General features: G+C 67.8%; 20 protein-coding genes. 12 read left to right on the top strand and 8 right to left on the bottom strand.

Annotated features, from left to right (window positions below; all coding sequences use genetic code 11):
• Nucleotides 1-62 precede the first annotated feature (62 nt).
• The gene (locus tag ACWGE0_RS30880; RefSeq protein WP_452264423.1) at nt 63-869 is read right to left on the bottom strand and encodes an SDR family NAD(P)-dependent oxidoreductase; all 807 of its coding nucleotides are present in this window, start codon (nt 867-869) and stop codon (nt 63-65) included.
• 87 nt (nt 870-956) lie between these two features.
• Between ACWGE0_RS30880 and ACWGE0_RS30875 the strand changes: the two genes are divergently transcribed.
• Genes ACWGE0_RS30875 through ACWGE0_RS30845 form a run of 7 tightly spaced genes read left to right on the top strand, consistent with a single transcriptional unit; the run spans nt 957 to nt 8,376 of the window.
• A complete protein-coding gene (locus tag ACWGE0_RS30875) occupies nt 957-1,583 on the top strand; it encodes a TetR/AcrR family transcriptional regulator (protein WP_452264422.1) in 627 nt (208 codons plus the stop codon).
• 53 nt (nt 1,584-1,636) lie between these two features.
• The gene (locus tag ACWGE0_RS30870; protein ID WP_452264421.1) at nt 1,637-2,665 is read left to right on the top strand and encodes a substrate-binding domain-containing protein; all 1,029 of its coding nucleotides are present in this window, start codon (nt 1,637-1,639) and stop codon (nt 2,663-2,665) included.
• 33 nt (nt 2,666-2,698) lie between these two features.
• Complete coding sequence (locus ACWGE0_RS30865) at nt 2,699-3,997, top strand: ABC transporter substrate-binding protein (protein WP_452264420.1); 1,299 nt, start codon at nt 2,699-2,701, stop codon at nt 3,995-3,997.
• A complete protein-coding gene (locus tag ACWGE0_RS30860) occupies nt 3,994-4,869 on the top strand; it encodes a carbohydrate ABC transporter permease (protein ID WP_452264419.1) in 876 nt (291 codons plus the stop codon). Before ACWGE0_RS30865 ends, ACWGE0_RS30860 begins: the two co-directional genes overlap by 4 nt.
• Nucleotides 4,869-5,702 carry a carbohydrate ABC transporter permease gene (locus tag ACWGE0_RS30855; RefSeq protein ID WP_452264418.1) on the top strand — a complete coding sequence of 278 codons (834 nt, stop codon included), beginning with the start codon at nt 4,869-4,871 and terminating at the stop codon, nt 5,700-5,702. The genes ACWGE0_RS30860 and ACWGE0_RS30855 overlap by 1 nt, the downstream gene beginning before the upstream one ends.
• 14 nt (nt 5,703-5,716) lie before the next feature.
• Entirely contained in the window at nt 5,717-6,649 is a 933-nt protein-coding gene (locus tag ACWGE0_RS30850; protein ID WP_452264417.1) for a hydroxyacid dehydrogenase, read from the top strand.
• Nucleotides 6,646-8,376 carry a DUF2264 domain-containing protein gene (locus ACWGE0_RS30845; RefSeq protein WP_452264416.1) on the top strand — a complete coding sequence of 577 codons (1,731 nt, stop codon included), beginning with the start codon at nt 6,646-6,648 and terminating at the stop codon, nt 8,374-8,376. Before ACWGE0_RS30850 ends, ACWGE0_RS30845 begins: the two co-directional genes overlap by 4 nt.
• On the opposite strand, the gene ACWGE0_RS30840 is transcribed toward ACWGE0_RS30845, so the two are convergent.
• Genes ACWGE0_RS30840 through ACWGE0_RS30825 form a run of 4 tightly spaced genes read right to left on the bottom strand, consistent with a single transcriptional unit; the run spans nt 8,336 to nt 12,295 of the window.
• The gene (locus ACWGE0_RS30840) at nt 8,336-9,337 is read right to left on the bottom strand and encodes a LacI family DNA-binding transcriptional regulator (RefSeq protein WP_452264415.1); all 1,002 of its coding nucleotides are present in this window, start codon (nt 9,335-9,337) and stop codon (nt 8,336-8,338) included. The two genes, ACWGE0_RS30845 and ACWGE0_RS30840, sit on opposite strands and share 41 nt — an antisense overlap.
• A 32-nt stretch (nt 9,338-9,369) precedes the next feature.
• Complete coding sequence (locus ACWGE0_RS30835) at nt 9,370-10,176, bottom strand: carbohydrate ABC transporter permease (protein ID WP_452264414.1); 807 nt, start codon at nt 10,174-10,176, stop codon at nt 9,370-9,372.
• A complete protein-coding gene (locus ACWGE0_RS30830; RefSeq protein WP_452264413.1) occupies nt 10,173-11,054 on the bottom strand; it encodes a carbohydrate ABC transporter permease in 882 nt (293 codons plus the stop codon). Before ACWGE0_RS30830 ends, ACWGE0_RS30835 begins: the two co-directional genes overlap by 4 nt.
• A complete protein-coding gene (locus tag ACWGE0_RS30825; protein WP_452264412.1) occupies nt 11,051-12,295 on the bottom strand; it encodes an ABC transporter substrate-binding protein in 1,245 nt (414 codons plus the stop codon). The genes ACWGE0_RS30830 and ACWGE0_RS30825 overlap by 4 nt, the downstream gene beginning before the upstream one ends.
• 141 nt (nt 12,296-12,436) lie before the next feature.
• Here ACWGE0_RS30825 and ACWGE0_RS30820 point away from each other — a divergent pair, with 141 nt between their 5' ends.
• Genes ACWGE0_RS30820 through ACWGE0_RS30810 form a run of 3 tightly spaced genes read left to right on the top strand, consistent with a single transcriptional unit; the run spans nt 12,437 to nt 15,990 of the window.
• The gene (locus tag ACWGE0_RS30820) at nt 12,437-14,506 is read left to right on the top strand and encodes a glycoside hydrolase family 9 protein (RefSeq protein WP_452264411.1); all 2,070 of its coding nucleotides are present in this window, start codon (nt 12,437-12,439) and stop codon (nt 14,504-14,506) included.
• Nucleotides 14,507-14,523: 17 nt separating this feature from the next.
• Nucleotides 14,524-15,453: a glycoside hydrolase family 6 protein gene (locus ACWGE0_RS30815; RefSeq protein ID WP_452264410.1), complete on the top strand. Its 930-nt coding sequence runs from the start codon at nt 14,524-14,526 to the stop codon at nt 15,451-15,453.
• Between the two features lie 54 nt (nt 15,454-15,507).
• Entirely contained in the window at nt 15,508-15,990 is a 483-nt protein-coding gene (locus tag ACWGE0_RS30810; RefSeq protein WP_452264409.1) for a hypothetical protein, read from the top strand.
• Here the strand turns inward: ACWGE0_RS30810 and ACWGE0_RS30805 are convergent.
• The 3 genes from ACWGE0_RS30805 to ACWGE0_RS30795 all read right to left on the bottom strand — a co-directional run bounded on the left by ACWGE0_RS30805 (nt 15,987) and on the right by ACWGE0_RS30795 (nt 18,095).
• Nucleotides 15,987-16,397 (bottom strand): class I SAM-dependent methyltransferase, encoded by a 411-nt coding sequence (locus tag ACWGE0_RS30805; protein WP_452264408.1) that lies wholly within the window; start codon nt 16,395-16,397, stop codon nt 15,987-15,989. The two genes, ACWGE0_RS30810 and ACWGE0_RS30805, sit on opposite strands and share 4 nt — an antisense overlap.
• Nucleotides 16,398-16,457: 60 nt before the next feature.
• Nucleotides 16,458-16,865 (bottom strand): VOC family protein, encoded by a 408-nt coding sequence (locus ACWGE0_RS30800; protein WP_452264407.1) that lies wholly within the window; start codon nt 16,863-16,865, stop codon nt 16,458-16,460.
• Nucleotides 16,866-16,949: 84 nt separating this feature from the next.
• Entirely contained in the window at nt 16,950-18,095 is a 1,146-nt protein-coding gene (locus ACWGE0_RS30795) for an acyl-CoA dehydrogenase family protein (RefSeq protein ID WP_452264406.1), read from the bottom strand.
• Between the two features lie 94 nt (nt 18,096-18,189).
• Here ACWGE0_RS30795 and ACWGE0_RS30790 point away from each other — a divergent pair, with 94 nt between their 5' ends.
• On the top strand, nt 18,190-18,852 hold the full coding sequence (locus ACWGE0_RS30790; RefSeq protein ID WP_452264405.1) for a winged helix-turn-helix transcriptional regulator: 663 nt from the start codon (nt 18,190-18,192) through the stop codon (nt 18,850-18,852).
• Nucleotides 18,853-18,970: 118 nt separating this feature from the next.
• A complete protein-coding gene (locus ACWGE0_RS30785; protein ID WP_452264404.1) occupies nt 18,971-19,408 on the top strand; it encodes a hypothetical protein in 438 nt (145 codons plus the stop codon).
• Nucleotides 19,409-19,447: the final 39 nt, after the last annotated feature.

Below are 19,447 nucleotides of genomic sequence, written 5' to 3'. Positions count from 1 at the left end.
CACAGAAATTCGGTCCGGCACACGCCCGACGAAGGAGGGCATGTGCCGGGTCGGCGCAGCCGTCAAACCCGCCGAAGGCGGGCAGCAATGACCCGATCAAGCGCACGATCAGACAAAACCCGAACCAGCCGAGTGAGCACAGCAGCATCCCGCCCAACCGTGTACCGAGTACGCGGCCGACGCACCATCACCGCCTTGGCCACCACCAACGCAGCCGCCTCAGCCGAAACCCCCGCCGAAGTCCCGGAATCCATCAGCGAGTTGATCGCCAGCACCATCCCGCCATACCGCCGCTCCTGCTCAGCAGTCATCCCAGCGGCCAACTCGTTCGCCGTAGCAATCCCACGCGCAGCCATCTCCGTCCGCACCCCGCCAGGCTCGATCACCACGACCTGCACACCCAACGCGGCAACCTCCCGCCGCAACGAGTCGCTGATCGCCTCCAACGCGAACTTCGCCCCGGCATACGCCCCATAAGTGGGCATCGCCGCCTTACCGCCAACCGAACTGATGTTGACGACCCGCCCCTGGCCACGCAGCAACGCGGGCAGAAGCGCCTGCGTGACAGCAACGTGGCCGAACAGGTTGACCTCGAACGTCCACCGCCACTGATCCATCGGCAGTGCTTCGACCGGCGCGTTCACCTGGATTCCGGCGTTGTTGACCAACGCGTGCAGCGAAGGGCCGACCCGCAAGGCAAGCGCCCGAACCTGCTCCGGCTTGGTGATGTCGAGGATGACCGGCTCGACCCCGTCCGACCGGATGGCGTCGGCATCACTGTCCCGGCGCACTCCTGCCAGCACGTGGAACCCCTGCCGCGCCAGTTCGACGGCGGTCGCCCGGCCCATGCCCGTGGACGCTCCGGTCACGACGACCAGCTTCCGAGTTTCAGATGACGTTGTCACCTCAACCACGGTACGCACTCAGATGACACTGTCAACTGTAAGGTGGACGGCATGGTCACCCGTGCGGAGTCCGCCGCCGCCACCCGCCGCGCCCTGCTCGACGCGGCCGCCGAGCTGCTCGACCTCGGTGGTCCCGAAGCGGTGACGTTGCGCGAGGTCGGGGCGAAGGCAGGCGTGACGAGGGGAGCGCCCTACCGGCATTTCGCGGACAAGGACAGCCTGCTCACCTCCATCGCCGCCGAGCGCTGGGAAGGCATCAGCGACCAGGTGCACGCCGTGCGGACCGACGAAACGCTGCCGGCCGCCGAGAAGCTGCGGGCCGCTCTTCAAGTGCTCGTCGGCATCGGCCGGGAGCAGCCGCACCTGTACCAGATGTTGTTCAGGTGGAACGGAAAGCGCCTCAACCAGCTCGAGCGGCTGCACCGTCAGGTGTGCGGACCGGAGGGCGATCCCGAAGCGGCCGACCGCGGCGCCGCGCGGTTCCAGGACGAGTTCCTGGCCATCGTCGCCTCCGTGGTGGGAGAGGAGAACGCGCAGCACTACGGCGCGTTGCTGCTCGCCGGTGCGCACGGCATCGCGGGCATGGAGCACAGCGGCCACCTCGGCGCGGACAAGTGGCACACCACTGCCGACGCCCTCGTCGACACACTCGTCCGGATGGCCTTGGCGGCGCCGTGATCGTTCCCGGGATATGCTGACGACCAAACGCTCAAACGAACAGGCGGACGGTCATGCGGGAACCCGGTGATGCGCGGCGGCAGCGGATTCTGGCCGTCATCGCGTCGCGGGGCACGGTCAAGGTGAGCGATCTGGCGAGCGAGCTGGACGTTTCGATCGTCACGATCAGGCGTGACGTCGAGGAGCTCGCAAGGCTGGGCAAGTTGCGCCGCGGGCACGGGGTCGCAAGGTCGCTGACGCCGGTGGAGCAGCCGTCGCCGAGGCGGGACGCGAACGGGGCGGTCGCGCTGGTCGTGCCGGAGCGGCACGCGTACCTGTACGAGACGATGAACGGTGCCCGCCAAGCGCTGGAAGAAGCCGGCATGCGGGTCGTGCTGCACATCGCGCCGCAGGTCAAGGGTGCGGAGAAGCCGATCGTCGAACGAGCGCTCGCCGAACCGGTCCAGGGTCTGCTCATCGCGCCGAGGTGGCGCAGCCACGAGGAGGAGCTGAAGGACGACTGGCTCGCCGAGACCGGGGTGCCGACCGTGCTGATGGAGCGCCGGCCGAGCGGTCACCTGCGCGCGATGAACTCGGTCTGCTCGGACCACTGGTACGGCATGCACCTGGCTGTGAAGCACCTGACGGACCTCGGTCACCGCCGGATCGTGCTCGCCGCCCGCGACGACAGCCCGACCGCGCGAGCGCTCAGGAAGGCGTTCAAGGAGATCTCGGCAGACCTCGAGGACGCCATCACGGTCGGCAGCTCACCGGACACCGGACTGGTCGGCATCCTCCGGGCGCACCGGGCGACCGCGACGATCCTGCACGGCGACGTCGACGCGTTGATGCTGGTCCAGCAGCTGATGGACGCCGGGATCGCGGTGCCCGGGAGGTGCTCGGTCGTGGCGTACGACGACGTGGTCGCCGCGCTCGGCAGCATCCCGCTCACGGCCGTCGCGCCGCCGAAGACCGAGGTCGGCGAGGTCGCGGCCCAGCTGTTGCTGCGGCAGCTGCAAAGCCCAGGTCAGAGCGCCGAACGCGTCGAGTTGCTGCCCGAGTTGAAGGTCCGCTCATCGACTGAGCGTTTGACCGTTTCTTGACGATAAACCGATCAGGCGATCAGGATGCGATCCATGCGCCTGAGTCGTCGCACACTCCTCGCGGCGGGCCTCACCGCACCACTGGCGGCCTGCTCAACTCCGCAACGCCGCGGTGCCGGGGGCCCGGTTGAGATCACGTTCTGGTCGGCGCTGCGCGGTAGCCAGCAGGTCGTCGACGCGTTCAACACCACGCAGAACCGCATCAGGGTGATCTTCCAGCAGATCCCCTCCGGCGGGCAGGGCGGCTACGCCAAGCTCAGCAACGCGGCCAGGGCGGGCAACGCCCCCGACGTCGCCACCATCGAATACCCGCAGGTGCCGGGGTACGCGATCGACGGCGTCGCCCGCGACATCACCGACCTCGTCACCGATCGCGTGAAGCAGAAGCTGCTGCCGCAGGCGCTCAAGCTGACGACGTTCGACAACCGGGTGTTCAGCGTCCCGCTCGACATCGAGCCGATGGTGCTGCACTACCGCGCAGACCTGTTCGAGGCCAACGGTTTCCAGATCCCCGAGACCTGGGACGAGTACACCGATCTGGCCAGGAAGGTGCGGGCGAAGTTCCCGGACAAGAAGCTCGGCCTCTTCCCGACCGACGGCGCCATGCAGTTCGCCTGCTACGCCTGGCAGGCCGGCGCGCAGTGGTTCGACACGGGCAACGGCAAGTGGCAGGTCTCGCTCGCCGACGCGCCCACGCGCAAGGTCGCCGAGTACTGGCAGGGCCTGATCGACGAAGACCTCGTCTTCCGCAACGCCAGCGACAGCAAGCAGCACGACGCCCAGGTCGGTCAGGACCGGGTGATCACCAGGCTGAGCGGCGCGTGGGACGCGGGTGCCCAGATGCGGGCCCGTCCCGGTCAGAAGGGCAAGTGGCGCATCGCTCCCATGCCCGTCTGGGACCAGCCGGTGGTCGGCACGCACGGCGGTTCGACGTTCGCGGTCACCAAGGACTCCCAGGAACCCGAGGCGGCGATGGAGTTCATCGAGTGGCAGTGCACGCACCCGGACGCGCTCACCGCCCGCCTCAAGAGCGGCACCAGCAGCCAGTACCCGGTCGCGCCCGGCCTCGTCGAAGCGGGCGGCAAGGCGTTCCCCGGTGAGTACTACGGCGGTCAGGACATCTACCGGCTCTTCAAGCAGGAGGCCGACAAGATCCGCGACGGCTGGGTGTGGGGCCCGCGGATGACCGCCACCCAGAAGGTCATGCAGGACGGCTTCGCGAAGGCGGGCGCCGGCGTCGGCACGCTGATCGAAGCGGTTCGCGAGGCCCAGAGCGGCACCATGCCCGACCTCAAGGCGCTCGGACTGTCCACAGAGGAGGTCGAGCGGTGAAGGGCAAACTCGCCTGCGCCGTGCTGATGGCGCCGTTCTTCCTCCTGCTCGTCACGGTCTTCCTCGTCCCGACCGGCACCGCGATCTGGCTGAGCTTCTTCGCGCAGGACCAGCCGGGACTCGGGTTCGGCGCGGAGAGCACGGTATTCGTCGGCGTGCGCAGCTATGTCGCCGTGCTGAGCGATCCGACCTTCCTCAACGGCCTGCTCACCGTGGTGCTCTACTGCCTGATCTACATCCCGCTGATGGTCGTCGGCGCGCTCGTCCTCGCACTGCTGCTGGACTCCGGCGTCGCCAAGCTGCGCAGCTGGGCCCAGATGGGCCTCTACCTGCCGCACGCCGTGCCGGGCATCATCGCCGCCCTGATCTGGCTCTACCTCTACACCCCCGGACTGAGCCCGATCATCGACCTGTTCGCCAAGGGCGACATCCAGATCAACTTCCTCGGCATCGACACGGTGCTGCCGTCGATTGTGAACATCGCCCTGTGGAGCAACCTCGGCTACAACATGGTGATCTTCTACGCGGCACTGCAGGCGGTGCCTCGCGAAGTCCTGGAAGCCTCGGTCGTCGACGGCGCGGGCCCGGTCAAGCAGGCCCTCCGCATCAAGACACCGCTGGTGCGCGGCGCGATCGTCACGGTCGGCATCTTCACGCTGATCTGGGCGCTGCAGCTGTTCACCGAACCCGTGCTGCTCAGCCAGTCCACGCCGATGATCAGCGCCCGGTTCTCGCCGAGCATGTACATCTACGACGCCGCCTTCACCCGCAACAACTACGGCCTCGCCGCGGCCGCGTCCGTGATCCTGCTGGCGTTCACGGTCGCGTTGTCCTTCGGCGTCACCCGCTGGACGAACAGGAAGGCCGCCTGATGACCCTCCTCGGCCGGACCACGGTGAACGTCGTCATCGGCGTCGCCGTCCTCTACACCCTGCTGCCGGTGCTGTGGCTGCTGCTCGCCGCCACGAAGAACGTCGACGCGCTGTTCCAGAGCGATCTGTTCTCCTTCAGCGACTTCTCGTTCGTCGAGAACGTCAAGAACCTGTTCGCGATGGACAAGGGCCTCTACGGCCGTTGGTACCTCAACAGCCTGCTGTACGCGGTCATCGGCGCGGCGGCCAGCGCGTTCATCTCGATCGCGGCGGGGTACGCGTTCGACAAGTACTCGTTCCGCCACAAGGAAAAGCTCTTCGGCCTGGTGCTCGCTGCCGTGATGGTGCCGCAGACCGTGCTGGCGCTGCCGCTGTACCTGATGGCGTCCGAGGCGGGCCTGGTCAACACGTTCTGGGCGGTGTTCATCCCGGCGCTGTTCAACCCGTTCGGCGTCTACCTCGGCCGGATCTTCTCGCAGGGCTACGTGCCGGACGAGGTGCTGGAAGCCGCCCGCATCGACGGCGCGGGCGATCTCGGCACCTACTTCAAGGTCGCGCTGCGGATGCTGGGACCCGGCATGATCACGCTGTTCCTGTTCCAGCTCACCACGATCTGGAACAACTTCTTCCTGCCCATGGTCATGCTGTCCGACCAGAAGCTCTACCCGGTGAGCCTCGGCCTCTACCAGTGGAACAGCTCGGCCACCGTGTCCCCCGAGTACTACCCGGTGGTGATCATGGGATCGCTGTTCGCCGTGCTGCCGCTGATCCTGGCGTTCATGCTGCTGCAACGGTTCTGGAAGGCAGGCATGACCGCGGGAGCCGTCAAGTGAGGGGCGCGGGCCTCATGTCGGCGGAGGCTACCGCCGCCGTCCTGACGCCCGTGCTCGATGATCTCAAGTCGGTCTGCGAGTTTGGCCCGGTCGTCCAGGATCTCGCTGATCTCCCGGATGTCGACCTGCTCGTCACGGGCTGGGGTTGTCCGCCGATCACCGCCGCCGTGCTGGAACGGTTGCCGAGACTCAAAGCGATCGTGCACACCGCCGGTTCCGTGAAGGGCTTCGTCACGGACGCCTGCTGGGACCGGGGGATCGTGGTGTCGTCGGCCGCGCAGGCCAACGCGCTACCGGTCGCCGAGTACACCGTCGCGATGATCCTGCTGAGCGGCAAACGGGTGCTCGAACGCGCCCGCGAGTACCGTTCGACCAAGCAGATGACCGTGTACGGCGTGCCTGACACCGTCGGGAACTTCGGCGCGACCGTCGGGATCCTGTCCGCGTCGATGATCGGCCGGCGGGTGGTGGAGCTGCTGCGGCCATACGATTTCCACGTGCTGGTGCACGATCCGTTCGTGACCGAAGTGGACGGTGCCGAGTCCGTGAGCCTCTCCGAGCTGTTCGAGCGCAGCGACGTCGTCAGCGTGCACACACCGTTGCTGCCGGAGACCAGGGGCCTGGTGAGCCGCGACCTGCTCGGCCTGCTGCGTGACGACGCCGTCCTGATCAACACCGCCCGCGGCGCCGTGGTCGACCAGGACGCGCTGGTTGAGGAGGTCGGGCGGATCCGGGCAGTGCTCGACGTGACCGACCCCGAGGTGCTGCCCGCGGACCACCCGTTGTGGCGCAACGACAACGTGCTCATCACACCTCACTTGGCCGGCTCGCAGGGCAACGAGTGGGGCCGCCTCGGCCGGCACGCCGTGGACGAGGTCCGCAGGTGGGTCGCGGGGGAGCCGTTCCAGACGCCGGTGCCTGCCGAACGAAGGGAACACATCGCGTGAAGCTGCCAGCCGAGGATCGCGCACTCAGCCCGCACACCGGCCTCACCCGCACCCACTGGGTGGCCGCCGCCGATGGTTTGCTCGAGGCGGCCTGGCGGTACGCGTCCCCTGACCAGGCATTCCTCGACCTGCCCGGCCGCCCCTCGCGCAGCGGCGTGCGCTCCGACGGCCTGGAGGGTTACGCCCGCACGTTCCTCGCCGCCGCCTTCCGCACCGCACACGGCGAAGACCCGCACAACTGGCTGGAGCGCTACGCCGCCGGTCTGGCCGCGGGCACGGCGGGGGAGTGGCCCGCGATCACCGACGTCGGCCAGCCGATGGTCGAGTCGGCCTCGGTCGCGCTCGGCCTGAGGCTGACCAAACCGTGGCTCTGGGACAAGCTCCCCGAGGGCGTTCAAGACCGCGCGGAAGCCTGGTTGCGCGAGTCGCTGAGGCACGTCCCCGCGGCGAACAACTGGTACTTCTTCCCGTACACCGTGGCGTCCTTCCTGGAAGCGGCCGGCCGCGGCGACGACGAGACCCGGCAGGCGAAACACCGGGCGATGGAACTCCTGGAAGGCTGGTACCGCGGCGACGGCTGGTACTCCGACGGCGACGGCCGCGCGTTCGACCACTACAACGGCTGGGCGCTGCACCTCTACCCGGCGCTCGACGCCCACCTCAACGGCCAGCCGGTCACCACACACCTCGCCGAACACCTGAAGAGCTTCCACCTGCTGTTCGGCGCGGACGGCGCCCCGATCTACTTCGGACGGTCGCTGACCTACCGCTTCGCCGCCGTCAGCGCCATCGCTCTCGGCGCCGTTACCGGCGAAACCCCGCTGACCCCCGGACATTCCCGCCGGCTCATCAGCAACACGTTGAAGTACTTCCTCGACCGCGGCTCCCTGACCGACGGTCTGCTCAGCCTCGGCTGGCACGGCCCGCACGAGGCGTCGTTGCAGCCCTACTCCGGCCCCGCCTCGCCGTACTGGGCCTCGAAGGCGTTCGTCTGCCTGCTCGCCGGTCCGGATCATCCACTGTGGACCGCGCAGGAAGAAGGCGACTCCGGCGACCACACGCTTGCGCTCCCCGGCCCCGGGCTGCTGATCCAGCGGCACAACGGCGTCACCAGACTGCACAACCACGGCAGCGACCACGTCCGCCCGTTCGAGGGCGAGCACGCGACCGACGACGACCCGCTCTACAGCCGTTTCGCGTACTCGACCGCCACAGGCCCGACGTCCGCGAAGAACCCGGCCGACAACCACATCAGCCTGCTCATCAGGGGCGACCGCAGCGTGCGGCGGCGCATCCACCCGCTGGACGCGCGGGACAACTGGGCGGCTTCGTGGCATCGGCCAGTGTTCGACGCGAACCAGCCGATGGTGCCGGGCCTGCGGATCGAGAGCGTCACGGCCGTGTGGGACGACCAGGAACTGCGTATCCACCGGGTGATCGGCGCCCCGCCCGGCACACGGGCAGAGCTCACAGGCTGGGCGACCGACCTGCCGAACGCGTTGGTGGCGGTCCGGGGGTGGAGCGGCGAGGAACGGCGAGCCGCTCCGCAGGGCACGGCGTTCACCACCAACGCGAGCATCCCCGTGCTGACCGCCGACATCGAGGGAACGGTGACGCTCGCGGCGGTGGCGGTCCTCGGCGGGACGGCGCAGGAGATCGACTGGGACGCCCGCGTCGACGAGGTGCTCAGGCTGACTCTCGACGCACCAACGTTGTCGGCAGGATGAGCGACGTCGGCGTGTCCCCGTCGATCAGCCGCAGCAGCATCCGGGTCATCTCCCGCCCGAGCGCGTCGATCGGCTGGCGCACCGTCGTCAACGCCGGCGTGGTGTGCTGGGCGGTCACGATGTCGTTGAACCCCACCACGGCCACGTCCGCGGGCACCTGAAGCCCGCGGGCCGCCAGCACCGACAACGCTCCGGCGGCCATCGCGTCCGAGGCCACGAACACCGCGTCCAGCTCGGGGAAGCGGTCCAGCAGCTCCGACATCGCCTTCGCCCCGCCCTCCTCGGTGAAGTCGCCGTGCGCGACCCGTGAGTCCTCGAGACCGGCCAGCACCACGGCTTCGCGGTAGCCGAGGTACCGGGCCACGCCGACGTGCTGGTCCTGGCCGCCCGTGATCGTCGCGATCCGGTTGCGTCCCAACGAGATCAGGTACTCGACCGCCTCGCGCGCGCCGCCGCGGTTGTCCGCGTCGACGTAGTAGCGCGGTTCGTGGTCGAGGGACCGGCCGCCGTGCACGACCGGTAGTCCGCTGGACTCCGCCAACGCCGACAGCGGGTCGTTCTCCTTCAACGCCAGCAGCATCACGCCGTCCGCCGCCCGTGCCCTGAAGATCCGGGAGAGCCTGGCCCGGCCGCGATCGGACGCGGCCAGCACCAGCTGCAGCTCCAGATCGGTCTCCTCGACCACCGCGTTCACGCCGGTGACGACCTGGGCGAAGAACAGGTTCGCGAACAGGCCCGGGTCGTCGCTGGAGATCGCCAGCACGACCGAACCGCGGCGTTGGCCGGCCAGCGACTGCGCGGTCTTGTTCGGCACGTAGCCGAGCTCGTCAATGGCGCGCTCGACCGCGTCACGGGCCTTGCGGCTCACGTGGGGGGCGTTGTTGATCACCCGCGACACGGTGCCGATCGAGACTCCCGCGTGTTTTGCCACGTCGTCCACGGTCACCGGCCGGTTGTTCATGCCCACAGTGTCGCATCCTCTTTCAGGCTGCCTCACGCCTTGATCGCCCCCTCCATGATGCCGCCGATGATCTGCCTGCCGAACAGGAGGAACACGGCCAGCAATGGCACGGTCGACACCAGCGCGCCGGCGAACATGAGGGTGTAGTCGGTGTAGTAGGTCGTGGAGAGCTGCGACAGCGAGAACTGCACGGTCGGGTTGTCCGCCTCCAGCACCGCGAGCGGCCACAGGAACTCGTTCCACGTGCCCATGAACGTGAACAGCCCCAGCACCGCCGCGCCCGGTCGCAACGCGGGCAGCACGACGGACCAGTAGATCCGGAACGTCGAGCAACCGTCCACTCGCGCCGCCTCGATCAGCTCGTCCGGTATCGCCTTCTCGGCGTACTGGCGCATCAGGAACACGCCGAACGCGGACACCAGCGACGGCACGATGATCGCTTCCAGCCGGTTCTGCCAGCCCAGCTCCACCATGATCAGGTACAGCGGGATGATGCCCATCTGCACCGGGATCATCATGGTGCCGAGGATGACCAGCAGCAGCGCGTTGCGGCCGCGGAACCGCAGCTTGGCGAACGCGAACCCGGCCAGCGAGCTGAAGAACACCACGGAGACCGTCACGACGGCCGACGACAGCGCCGAGTTCCCCATGCCCAGCAGGAAGTTCGCCTGGTCGGCGGAGAAGAGCCTGTCGACGTTCTCCCACAGGTTCGGGCCCGGCAGCAACGGTGGCGGCCAGTCGCCCACGACGTCGTTGGCTCGCGTCGCCACCACGAACAGCCAGTACAGCGGGAACGCGGACAGCACGATCGCCGCGGCCAGCGTCAGCCTGACCATCATCGGCTTCTCCTCGTGATCAGGAAGTTCACCACGGCGAGCAGCGTGATCAGCAGGAAGATGAGCCACGCCACGGCAGAGCCGTAGCCGTAGTCGAAGTCGCGGAACGCCTTCTCGAACATGAACATCGACAGGGTCTGGAACTGCCGGAGACTGCCGCCGGAGATCGCGAAGCCGCCCTGGGCGAAGATCAGTGGCTCGGTGAACAGCTGCACGCCCGCGATCGTCGACATGATCACGGTGAACAGGATCGCCGGCCGGATGTTCGGCACGGTGATGCTGAAGAACTGCCGCACCTTCCCTGCACCGTCCACAGTGGCCGCCTCGTAGAGATCGCGCGGCACCGCCTGCATCGCGGCCAGGTAGATCAACGCGTTGTAGCCCGTCCAGCGCCAGTTCACCATCGTCGCGATCGCCGTCCACGACGACCACCTGTCGGCGTGCCAGTCGATCGGCGTGACCCCGGCCAGGCCGAGCAGGCCGTTCGCCATGCCCGCGTCGCGGTCGAAGATCTGGCTGAACACGATGCCGACCGCCGCGACCGACGTGACGATCGGCAGCAGCACCCCCATCCGCAGGAACGTGAGCCCGCGCAGCTTCTGGTTCAGCAGCGACGCCAGCACCAGCGCGCCGAACAGCTGCGGCACGGTGGCCAGCACGAGCATGCCGACCGTGTTGAGCGTCGCGTTCCAGAAGTCAGGGTCGCTGAACAGCGCTGCGTAGTTGTCCAGGCCGACGAACCCGCCCTGCCCGGCGATGTCCCACTCGTGCAACGACACCCAGGCCGTGTACACGAGCGGGAACAGGCCGAACGCCGCGAAGATCAGGAAGAACGGTGCGACGTAAAGGTACGGCGACAGCCGGTCGGAAAGGGACTTCACTTGACCAGCCGCTTGGCGTCGTCGACGGCCTTGGCCCAGGCCTCGTCCGGAGTCAGCTTCTTCTGCTCCACGGCGGTCAGCGCGTTCACGACCCGGTCGTTGATCGCGATGTTGTCCGGGCCGAGGTAGACGGGCTTCAACGCCTTGACGCTCTCGCCGAAGATCTTCCCGACCGGGGCGTCGTTGAAGTACGGGTTGGTGAACGCCTGCACGGCCGGGTCGTCGATGGCCTGCGGTGACGACGGGAAGTTGTTCTTCGCCTTGAACGCCGAGGTCTGACCCTTCGCGCTGGTGAGGAACTTGGCCAGCTCAGCCGCTTCCTTCTGGTGCGTGCTCTGCTTGGGCACCGCGAGGAACGAACCACCGCGCACCGCGCCGTCGCCCGGCACCCGCGTCACGTCCCACTTGCCCTTGAGTTCCGGCCCCGACTGCTTCTCGATCGTGCCGAGCATCCAGGACGGGCACGGGATCGTGGCGAACGCGCCGTTCTTGAAGCCCGCGTTCCACTGTGGACTCCACTGGTCCACGTTCGCGGACAGCCCGGCCTCGATCATCCGCACGGTCGTGTCCCACGCCTTGCGCACGCCCGCGTTGGTGTCGATCACCAGCTTGTTGGATGTGTCGTAGTACGTGTGGTCACCCTGCTGCATCAGGACGTTCTGGTAGACACCACCGGACGAGTCGAAGAACTTGGCGCCCTTGAACGACTTGCCGACCTCGATGTACTTCTCCCACGTCGGCCAGAGCGCGCCGACCTGCTCGCGATCGGACGGCAGCCCGGCCGCGGCGAACAGGTCCTTGCGGTAGCACATGCCCTGCGCGCCGACGTCCGTGCCGAGCCCGACGATCTTGCCGTCACCCGTCACGGCCTGCTTCCACTTCCACGGCAGGAAGTTCGGCTCGAGCGAAGCGGCGTCGTGCTCGCGCAGGTCCACGAACTGGTCGGGGTTGGCCATGAACTGGACGAGGATGCCCTCCTCCAGCGCCACCACGTCGCCGGCGCCCTTGCCGGTCTGCATCCACTGCTGGAGCTTCGGCGTGTAGTCGCCGAGCTTGCCGATGTTCTCCTCCTTGATCTTCACGCCGGGGTGGGAGGCCTCGTACTCGCGGTAGAGGTCCTCGTACCCGAACTGGCTGAACGTCTTGACGATCAAGGTCGTGCCGTCGCCGGTGGCTTGGGCACCACAGGCCGACAGTGCTGAGAGCGCGCACACGGCGGTCAGCGCGATGATTCTCCTCATGGGGTTACCTCCAGGTCCGGCGGAAGTTCCGGAAGCGATTACGGTCTTTTGAAGTGCTGTGATGTGGCGTACAGTTCGCCGAAATTGGAAGCGCTTACAGGACTGTAACCACGACATCATGCATCTGTGAAGAGGCCACCAATGTCTGTTGGACTCAGATCCACCGCGGCCGTTCTGCCGGTCGTGCTCGTGCTGAGCCTTGCCACCGCGGCGCACGCCGCCGGGTACGAACGCGTGCTGAACGGCTCCTTCGACGCGGGCAAAACCCCGTGGTGGAGCAGCGGGAACACGCCGTCCAAGATCGTCGACGGACGGCTGTGCGCCGACGTTCCGGCTGGGACGGTCAACCCCTGGAACTCGATGATCGGGCAGAACGACGTACCGCTGGAGGCCGGTCAGCCCTACACGCTGAGGTTCACCGCGACCGCCACGAAACCCGTCACGATCCGCGCGGTCGTGCAGTCGGCGCTGAACAAGCCGGCGGCGCTCACCACTGCGCCGCAGACGTTCGAGTTCACCGGGAACTCGACGATCTCGGACATCCACCAGCAGGTGTCGTTCCAGATGGGCGGCGCCACCGAGCCGTACACGCTGTGCGTCGACGACGTCTCGCTGACCGGCGGCGCGATCCCGCCTGGTGGTGGCTGGACCTACGGCTCACCGGTGCGGGTCAACCAACACGCTTACGCAGTCGATGGGCCGAAACGGGCCACCGTCGTCACCACTGCCACAAAACCTCTGCCGTGGCAGCTGAAGGACGCCGCGGGCAAGGTCGTCCGGAGTGGACGGACCGAGGTGCACGGCGCGGATGCCTCATCCGGCGATCAGGTGCACCAGGCGGACTTCTCGCAGTATCGCCGCGCCGGCACCGGCTTCACGCTGGTGGTGGGGGAGGAGGTGTCGGCGCCGTTCGACATCGCGAAGAACCCGTACGAGCAGCTCAGCAAGGACGCGCTGACGTACTTCTACCACAACAGAAGCGGCATCCCGATCGAAGCTTCGCGGGTCGGAGCGGCCTATGCGCGGCCCGCCGGACACCTCAGTGATGCGTTGGTGCCTTGTCTGCCAGGGGTCTGCGATTACTCACTGGACGTGCGCGGTGGCTGGTACGATGCGGGCGACCACGGCAAGTACGTGGTGAACGGCGCCCTGGCAGCGTGGCAGCTGATGGACTCGTACGAGGAGTCTCCGCGCGCCGACGTACTGGACGAGGCGCGCTGGGAAGTCGAGTTCCTGATACGCATGCAAGCGCCGAACGGCATGGTTCACCACAAGATCCATGACCTCGCCTGGACGGCGTTGCCGACCCTGCCGCACCTCGATCCGCAGCCGCGTTACCTGCACGGAGTTTCCACGGCAGCGACGTTGAACCTTGCCGCCGCTGGTGCCCGCTGCGCGCGGGTCATCACCGCGCTGGCGAAGGATTGCCGGACTGCGGCCGAACGCGCGTGGCAGGCTGCGAACGAGAACCCGGCCGTCTACGCGCCACGCGAGGACAACGTCGGTGGCGGCCCTTACGACGACACCGACGTCCGCGACGAGTTCTCGTGGGCGGCGGCCGAGCTGTACGCGTTGACGGGGGACAGGAAGTACCTGGCGCGCATCACCACCAAGCTCACCGCGGCGGGTTTCTCCTGGAAGGACACGGGTGCGCTGGCTGACCTGGCAGTGCTGCGGGTGCCGTGGAGGTTCCCGGTCGCCAAGGTGATCACCGCCAGGATCAGGGTGATCGGCGTTGCGAACGGTTACGTGAAGTCGTTGCGGGAACAGGGCTATCCCGATCCCGCGCCCGGCTACCTGTGGGGTTCGACCAGCTCCACCGCCAACGCGGCGATGATCATGGCGCTGGCGCACGACATCACCCACCTCCCGATGTACCGCGACGCGGTGCTGGAGTCGTTCGACTACCTGCTCGGCCGCAACGCGCTGAACCAGTCGTTCGTCAGCGGCTACGGCGAACGGGCCGCGCACAACCAGCACCACCGCCACTGGGCCCACCAGCTCGACCCCAAGCTGCCCAGCCCGCCCGCCGGGGCGCTCGCCGGTGGACCGAACGCCGGGTTGCAGGACCCTGTGGCCCAGCAGAACCTGCGCGACTGCAAGCCGGCCAAGTGTTACATCGACGACATCGGTTCGTGGTCGACGAACGAGGTCGCGATCAACTGGAACTCCGCACTGGCTTGGGTGGCCGCGTACGCAGATTCCCGTTAACAGAAAGGAGATCCACAATGAGGTGGGTCGTCTGTCTGGCAGCACTGCTGTTCCTGTTACCCGTGCCCGCGCACGCGGCCAATCCGCTCGACCTGACCAGCGGGTTCTACGTGAACCCCAACTCGGCGCCCGCGGTGTGGGCGCGCACCAACCCCGGTGACGTGCGGGCGTCCCGGATCCAGGCGTCGATCGGTTCCCGGCCGATCGCGCGCTGGTTCGGCAACGAGGCGAACATCGGCAGCGTCGTGGCGAGCTACACCGGCGCCGCGGACGGCAACGACAAGCTGCCGGTGCTCGTCGCCTACAACCTGCCCGGCAGGGACGCGTGCGGCGGCCATTCCGGCGGCGGCGCGGGCACCCCGGCCGCCTACCGGACGTGGATCTCCAGCTTCGCGGCGGGCATCGGCACGAAACCGGCGGTGGTCGTGATCGAACCGGACGCGCTGGGCGACTTCGAGTGCATGACCCAGACGCAGATCAACGAACGCAACGCGATGCTCGTCTACGCCACCCAGATGTTCCAGCAGAAGGCACCCAACACCTATGCGTACTTGGACGGCGGCAACGCGGGCTGGGTCGCGGCGGCCACGATGGCGTCCCGCCTGAACGCGGCGGGCGTGCGCAACGTGCGCGGCTTCTCGGTGAACGTGTCGAACTACTACACGACCAGTGCGTCGGTCAGCTACGCCAACTCGGTCGTGTCGGCGCTCGGCACCACATCGCGGTTCGTCATCGACACCAGCCGCAACGGCAACGGCCACAACGGCGAGTGGTGCAACCCGGCCGGTCGCAGGCTCGGCGTCCCCGCGCAGGTCGGCGGCGGTGCGGAGATGCTGTTGTGGGTCAAGACGCCGGGCAACTCCGACGGCGAGTGCGGCATCGCGCCGACGGTGCCCGCCGGTCAGTTCAGCCCGGCGTTGGCCATCAGGTTGATCGACGGCACCTGACCAGAAGAAATCTCTCGGCGTAACGCGGTGGCGGCGGATGGTCGATGTACCGGTGTGCGCATCGCCCTCCTCGCCGCCGCCGCGTTCCTGCTCGCCGCGTGCACTTCGACGCCAGAAGCAGCTCCAACGCAGGCCCCGACGACCCAGACCACCGTCGAGCAGGTGGCCGGGAACGGCCCGAACTGCGCCAATGCCAACTCGTCCGTCGTGGGCAAGGCGCTCGGGCTGCGGTTGCAGGGCCAGCAGGAGACCGTCGAGAAGTCCGTCACGACCTGCAAGTACGTGGGTTCGGGCATGCCGGTCGAGGTGCGGTTCACCACGAACGCGACGGCCAAGTCGTTCGCGCAGGGCAAGCCGGAGAAGGCCAAGGCCATCGACGGCTTCCAGGACGAGGCCTACGAGGCGACGGCCGGCGGTTCGGAGACCACCCAGCACACGGTCGCCGCGCGCAAGGGCAAGACGCAGGTCGAGGTCGTGTCACCCGCGGGCGTCGAGCCGTCGAAGAAGCTGATCGGCGAGTTGCTCGGCCGGATCTAGACAGTGTGCGTCTGAACAGCGCCGGAACGCATGGGCACGTCGAAGAAGGACAGTATGCGCGCGCCTGGCGCCAGCCAGGGGCGCAGCAGTTCGTGTGCACGGCTGGGATCGCGGTGGAACAGGCCGACGCGCACGGCGAAGACCAGGTCGAACCGCCGGTCGCCGAGGTTCATGTCCTCCAGCGACGCGATGAGGAACTCGGCCTTGCCGGACGCGACGTACGGGGCGTTGCGGCGGGTCGCGGCCTCGACCATCTTCGTGGAGCGGTCGATCGCGGTGAGGGTGCCGGTGTCGAGCAGCTGGCACACCATCGTGGCGGCCACGCCCTGACCGCAGCCGATCTCCAGCACCCGCTCGTCCGGCCGGATCGCGAGTTGGTCGACCACACCCCTCAGGCGCTCGCTCATGGTCCACATGATGCGTCAGCACGGCGAGCGGGGCCACTACCGCGACCCCGCCCATGAGCGCTACCCAAGACCGCCCAGGTTGACCATCCAGTTGATGCCGTACTTGTCGGTGAGGTCGCCGTACTCGTCGCCCCACATCTGCTTCTCCAGCGGCGTACCGACCTTGCCGCCGTCGGCGAGCTTCTCGAAGTACGTGCGGAGCACCTCCTCGTCGCCCGACAGGGACACGGTGATGGTGTCGCCGGGGTTGTACCCCATGCCGGGCGGCGTGTCGGAGGCCATGATCGTGTAGCCGGCCTCGGTCTCCAGCTGCGCGTGCATGATCTGGTCTGCCTGCGGCGTGTCCTGCATGCCGAACTCGCCGAACGTGTTGATCTTCAGCTCGCCGCCGAAGACCGAGTGGTAGAACTCCATGGCTTCACGGGCGGAGCCGTCGAAGCGGAGGTACGGGTTGAGCCGAGTGGCCACCGGGATCGCTCCTTAGAAGAGACGGACCCGAATCCTCGCAAACCCTTGGCATGCCTACAACTTGAAGTTGTCCAAGAAGAAGTTCTACTCCGTGACTCCGGGGTCACCCTGAGCGACCTTGCCTGTGTACATGAGTGTGGCTTCGGGCGTTAGTGGGTGGAACGTTCCGGCGCGCACGTCGCGGTAAGCGCGTTCCAGCGGTGAACGCTTGAAGAACGACCGTCCACCCAGGACCTCCATCGCGATGTTCACGACCTCGATCGCTTCCACGACGGCCTGGCGCTTGGCGAGCATCACCGTGACGGTCGACTCGGCGTTGGCCGTGTAGTCGTCACCGAGATCCTCGATCGATCCCATCAGCGACCACCACGCGGTGCGCAGCTTGTAGTCCATCAACCCGATCTGCCGCACGGCGTTCTTCGACGTCGACCGCACGGCCACGTCCCGCGCGCCCGAGGCGATGCCGTAGTACGTCGCCCCGCACACCGGCGCGAAGTGGACGACCGCGGCGAACAACGGCGCGCCGAACTCGCCGTAAGGCCGTCGTGCCGCGATCTTCTCGGCCGGGATGAACACGTCCTCCAGCACCACGTCGTGGCTGGCCGTGCCGCGCATGCCGAGCGTGTCCCACGTTTCCTCGATGCGCACCCCGTCCGCGTTGAGCGGCGCGCTGAAGTGCAGCACCTCCTCGCCCAGGACGGCGGACGTGGCCACGACGTTCGCGCGCGGCGACTGGCTGCAGAACGCCTTGCGCCCGGAGATCAGGAAACCGCCGTCCACCTGCGTCGCCGTGGTCGTCGGCCACAGCCAGTCCGACCCGCCGCTGGTCGCGATGACCAGGCCTTCCGCGGCCACACGCCGCAGCACGCCCTCCGCGTCCGGCGCGCCCTTGCGTCTGCGATATCCCTGCATCAGCGTCAGATACAGGTGCATCGTGACGGCCAGCGCGGTCGCACCGTCGTGCCGCGCGAGTTCGGCCTGCGCGTAACAGATTTGGCGCATCGTGGCGCCGAGCCCGCCCAGTTCCTCGGGTACGGCCAACGCCAGATAGCCCTCCTCGCGCATGGCCTCGTACGCCTCGGCCACGAACGTCGCGTCGCGGTCGTGCTCTCCGGCATGGGCTGCCGCGATCGCGCCGATGCGGGCGGCCATCTCCGCGAACTTCGCGTCGTCGTCTCTGGTGACAGTCGGGAACGTGCTGGTCACCCGCGGTGTTTCAAGAGTTGTCATGCGACGAACGTAAGAACAGAAGAGCCCCGCAGGTAGTTCTGAAAGTGAACCGGACGGCGGTAACGAAACACCCGCGACGACGGAGACTTTCCCTGTGAGGACGTATGCGCAGTACTGCCCGATCGTCCGCGCCGTCGAGGTGCTGGGCGACCGGTGGACGTTGCTGATCGTGCGGGACATGCTCGTCGGTGCCTCGCGCTTCAACGAGCTGTCCCGCGGCCTGCCGGGACTCTCGCGCGCCCTGCTGTCCCGCCGCCTGAGGCAGCTGGCCAACGCCGGCCTGGTGACCCGCACCGGTGACGGCTACGCGCTGACGCCGGCCGGGCTCGCCTTGCGCCCCTTGGTGTTCGGCCTCGCCGACTGGGGTGCCCGGTACGCGTTCGGCGACCCGCGCGCCGACGAGCTCGACCCCGAGGTGCTGATGTGGTGGATGCACGGCCGCGTCGACACCGGCACGCTGACCCGCCGCGCCAACATCGAGTTCCGCATCAACGACCGCCACCGCACGTTCTGGCTCGTGGTCGAACCCGGTGACGCCTCCGTCTGCTACACCGATCCGGGCCTGGAGGTCGACGCGGTGCTGGCATCCGACCTCGCGACGCTCTACCGGGTGTGGGAGGGGGAGTTCGAACTGCTCGACGCCGTGCGCGCGGGCACGGTCGAGCTGACCGGCACGCGCTGGGTGGTGCGCGGCCTGCCGGACTGGCTCAAGCTCAGCCCGGTCGCCGAGCACGTCCGCGCGGCTCGAGAGGGCTGACCAGCGCGAACAGGTTCCGCCGAAACTTTTTGAAGATTTTCTGGGCCGATTGTCGATCCGGTGTCGTGGCCGTTCGACGCATCAGTGGAAGGACACCACAGCCCAGGAGGAACCCGAGATGACCGCCACGACCGTTACCGCCGCCCCTGCTACTCGCAAGATCGCCGTCGGCCGCTACGCCACGATCGTCACCCGCGTGCTGATCGGCCTGCTGTTCACCACGACCGGCTTGAACGGGTTCCTGAACTTCATGCCCGCGCCGGATCCGAGCACGATGGCGCCCGCCGGAGTGGCGTTCACCGCCGCCCTCTACGCGACGGGCTACATGCTGCAGCTGGCCTCGGGTGTCCAGCTCGTCGCGGGCGTCCTGCTGGTCGCCGGCCGGTTCGTGCCGCTGGCCCTGGCGATCCTGGCGCCGATGGTCGTGAACATCTTCCTGATCCACGTGTTCCTGGAGCCGTCGGGGCTCGGGATCGCGATCGTCGTGGTCGCCGCCGAGATCGGTCTGGCGTGGGCGTACCGCGACAAGTTCCGCCCGATGCTGCAGGCCCGCTAGACCAGTGCTCTGGTAGCCTCACAACGAAAAATCCCCCGC

This window comes from Lentzea sp. NPDC054927, from assembly GCF_053610285.1.
This window is presented reverse-complemented; position numbering and strand designations above follow the sequence as displayed.

Bases quoted from the DNA above. Each gene is read 5' to 3' on its own strand.
- ACWGE0_RS30875 (WP_452264422.1), top strand. From the start codon at position 957: ATGGTCACCCGTGCGGAGTCCGCCGCCGCCACCCGCCGCGCCCTGCTC.
- ACWGE0_RS30870 (WP_452264421.1), top strand. From the start codon at position 1,637: ATGCGGGAACCCGGTGATGCGCGGCGGCAGCGGATTCTGGCCGTCATC.
- ACWGE0_RS30865 (WP_452264420.1), top strand. From the start codon at position 2,699: ATGCGCCTGAGTCGTCGCACACTCCTCGCGGCGGGCCTCACCGCACCA.
- ACWGE0_RS30855 (WP_452264418.1), top strand. From the start codon at position 4,869: ATGACCCTCCTCGGCCGGACCACGGTGAACGTCGTCATCGGCGTCGCC.
- ACWGE0_RS30850 (WP_452264417.1), top strand. From the start codon at position 5,717: ATGTCGGCGGAGGCTACCGCCGCCGTCCTGACGCCCGTGCTCGATGAT.
- ACWGE0_RS30840 (WP_452264415.1), bottom strand. From the start codon at position 9,337: ATGAACAACCGGCCGGTGACCGTGGACGACGTGGCAAAACACGCGGGA.
- ACWGE0_RS30835 (WP_452264414.1), bottom strand. From the start codon at position 10,176: ATGATGGTCAGGCTGACGCTGGCCGCGGCGATCGTGCTGTCCGCGTTC.
- ACWGE0_RS30825 (WP_452264412.1), bottom strand. From the start codon at position 12,295: ATGAGGAGAATCATCGCGCTGACCGCCGTGTGCGCGCTCTCAGCACTG.
- ACWGE0_RS30820 (WP_452264411.1), top strand. From the start codon at position 12,437: ATGTCTGTTGGACTCAGATCCACCGCGGCCGTTCTGCCGGTCGTGCTC.
- ACWGE0_RS30815 (WP_452264410.1), top strand. From the start codon at position 14,524: ATGAGGTGGGTCGTCTGTCTGGCAGCACTGCTGTTCCTGTTACCCGTG.
- ACWGE0_RS30805 (WP_452264408.1), bottom strand. From the start codon at position 16,397: ATGAGCGAGCGCCTGAGGGGTGTGGTCGACCAACTCGCGATCCGGCCG.
- ACWGE0_RS30795 (WP_452264406.1), bottom strand. From the start codon at position 18,095: ATGACAACTCTTGAAACACCGCGGGTGACCAGCACGTTCCCGACTGTC.
- ACWGE0_RS30785 (WP_452264404.1), top strand. From the start codon at position 18,971: ATGACCGCCACGACCGTTACCGCCGCCCCTGCTACTCGCAAGATCGCC.